Origin of the sequence: Corallococcus sp. CA053C, assembly GCF_003611675.1 — a bacterium.
Lineage (GTDB): Bacteria > Myxococcota > Myxococcia > Myxococcales > Myxococcaceae > Corallococcus.
Map to the genome: position 1 here is coordinate 1 of NZ_RAWA01000695.1, position 2456 is coordinate 2456.

General features: G+C 74.6%; 2 protein-coding genes and 1 pseudogene. 2 read left to right on the top strand and 1 reads right to left on the bottom strand.

Annotation, left to right across the window (positions count from 1 at the left end; all coding sequences use genetic code 11):
* Positions 1 to 65: 65 nt before the first annotated feature.
* Complete coding sequence (locus D7V97_RS42230) at positions 66 to 1130, top strand: TetR family transcriptional regulator (protein ID WP_120616166.1); 1065 nt, start codon at positions 66 to 68, stop codon at positions 1128 to 1130.
* A gap of 24 nt (positions 1131 to 1154) precedes the next feature.
* Here D7V97_RS42230 and D7V97_RS42235 read toward each other — a convergent pair whose 3' ends face one another.
* Positions 1155 to 1709, bottom strand: coding sequence for a hypothetical protein (locus D7V97_RS42235; RefSeq protein ID WP_120616167.1), 555 nt, complete (start codon positions 1707 to 1709; stop codon positions 1155 to 1157).
* Between the two features lie 135 nt (positions 1710 to 1844).
* Here D7V97_RS42235 and D7V97_RS42240 point away from each other — a divergent pair.
* A pseudogene (locus D7V97_RS42240) lies at positions 1845 to 2456 on the top strand (hypothetical protein); the annotation flags it as partial.

The following is a 2456-nucleotide window of genomic DNA, read 5'->3' on the forward strand; positions in this document are numbered from 1 at the left end:
CGGCCAGGCAGGGAACCGGGTAGGACGGCGGGACTGGCATCCGCCTTGCTGAAGGTTCACCCACGATGACGCTGCGTGCCCTTGCCCTTCTCGCGTGCCTGTTGCTGGGCGCCCCCGCCGGGGCCGCGTCCGGGCTGGAGCAGGCGCGCGTGAAGGCCCAGACCGCGCGCGTCGAGGTCCGCACCCTGCGCACCCAGCAGCAGGGGCTGCGCGACGAGCTCAACGGGCTGGCCGCGCGCATCGAAGCGCTCAAGGCCCAGCGCCAGGGGAAGCTCACGACGGGCGGGGAGCTGGAGTCGGCGCTGCGCCGCTCGCAGGAGCTGAGCGGGGAGCTCACCGGGCTGGCCCAGTCGGTGTCCGGCGCGGAGGGCGAGGTGGAGCGCGCGCACCTGGCGCTGCACGGCGCGCTGTCACAGGAGCTGACGCGGCTGCGCTCAGCGTGGGACGCGACGACGGACCGAACGGAGCGGGCGCGCCTGCTGGAGCAGATGCGGTCGGTGCGAACGGAGCGGGACGCCGTGCGCGCGGCGCTGCCCGCGTCCCAGGTGCCGGCGCTGGACGGGGCCGCGCGCGGGGATGATCCGGAGGACCTGCTGGCCCAGGCGGACGCGCTGCGCGACACCCAGGACAAGGTGCGCCAGCGGCTCCAGGCCCTGAAGGCGCGCATCAGCGAGGTGCGCGAGGAGCGCGACCTGGACCGGCGCATGAACGACTTCCTCGGCGAGGAGTCCATGTTCGACGACCAGGACCGGCGCCTGCGCCTGCGCTCGGTGGGGAGCGAGGGCGTGCAGGTGGCGCCCACGCAGCGCGGCTCCGGCCCCCGGCTGCCGTGGAGCGGGAACCCGTCGGCGGACTACGCCGGCCCTCCCCTGGCCGCGGACCCTCCCGGCGGCGGCGAGACGACGACCGGAGACGACTCTTCGAAGCCCGGGGGCATGGTGGCGCCGTCCATCACCGCGAGCGACCGGCGGCCCCAGGTGGATCCGGTGCGCGCGCAGGCGCTGGCCGCGGGGGGACCGGAGGACCTGCCCTCCCTGGAGCAGGAGGCCGCGAAGCTGGAGTCCCTCGCGCGCGAGCTGGACGGGCGCGCGGGCGCGCTGGAGCGCCGGGCGAAGACGCTGGCCCCATGACACGGAGGCGCGGAGGCGCGGGCCTTAGAGCAGGCCGCCCTCGACCTCCAGCACCACCGTGGCCTGCAGGCGCACCTCCCTCTCCGGCAGGCGCCCGTTGCCGCGCAGGATGATGGCCATGGTGGGCGCGGCGACGTAGGGCCGCAGGTCCACGTCCCCATCCGCCTTGAGGTTCAGCGTGGGGTTGGGCGGGTTCAATCCCAGCCCCGCGATGCCGTCCCGGCCGGCGAAGCGCGACTCCCGGTCCCCCGCGCGGGCCACGGCCTCCAGCGAGTCCAGGAAGTCGAAGCCCTGGTCATTGGGGCTGAGCACCTTGAGCGACAGCGACTTCACCTGCACGCGTGACACCTCGTCCTTGGTGACGTCGCGGTTCCTGAAGTCCTGGTTCTCGTTGAAGTCCAGCGCAGAGAAGCTGCTGATGGCGGGAAAGGCATTGAGGAGGGTGGGTGCGCCGGAGGGGTGCGCGGGCACCGTCGTCTCCCCCTGGACCTCCGTGGTGAAGGACGACGGGGAACAGGCGACGAGCCCCAGGGCGGCCACCACCGCGAACAAGGAAGCAGAAGCAGACGCAGAAGACATGGACCCAATGTACCGGGCGCCCGGGTGCGGCGTCACCGACCGCTGGCGCTGGCGGCTGTCACCCTGGGAACCGCCTGCTGGAGGGGCGTCGTGAGGATGGGGCATGCAGGCGGGCCGGAGTATGGTGCGCGCGTCTTGGACCGCCGCCTCCGCCCGCTCCTGCTGCTCCTCGCCACCCTGTGGGGCGGGGGTGCGCGCGCGGCCGAGTGGGAGGGCTCGCTCAAGGGCACCGGCCGGATGCTCGTGGACAGCAACGCCCCCCGGGACTTCTCCGACGGCGTCACCGGCGGGCCCGGCGCGGACCTGGCGCTGAGCCTGCTGGCCACGGCGGAGGGCCGGGGCACCGGCGAGCGCGCGCAGCTGGTGGGGCGCTACGAGTTGGGCGCTCGCAAGTACGTGGACTACGCCAACGAGGACACGCTGGTGCAGGCGGGCGCGCTGGAGGGCTCGCTCGCGCTGGGCACCGAGTGGGGCGCGGGCGTGGAGGGGCACGCCAAGGACCGGCGGGGCGGCAGCCGCGCGTACTCGGACCTGGGCACCAGCGTCTTCGCCGAGTACGCCCCGGACGTGCGACTCGCGCTGCGCGTGCGGCTGGGCGCGCGCCGCTTCGTGTACCGCCCGGACCCCACGGCCGACTTCGGCGGGCCGGAGGTGGGGGTGCTGGGGCGCTACCGGCTGGACCGGCACCATTCGCTGAGCGTGTTCGGCGAGTGGGGCTCCCGCGGCTACGGCACCCAGGCCCGGCCC

Bases quoted from the DNA above. Each gene is read 5' to 3' on its own strand.
- D7V97_RS42235 (WP_120616167.1), bottom strand. From the start codon at position 1,709: ATGTCTTCTGCGTCTGCTTCTGCTTCCTTGTTCGCGGTGGTGGCCGCC.
- D7V97_RS42230 (WP_120616166.1), top strand. From the start codon at position 66: ATGACGCTGCGTGCCCTTGCCCTTCTCGCGTGCCTGTTGCTGGGCGCC.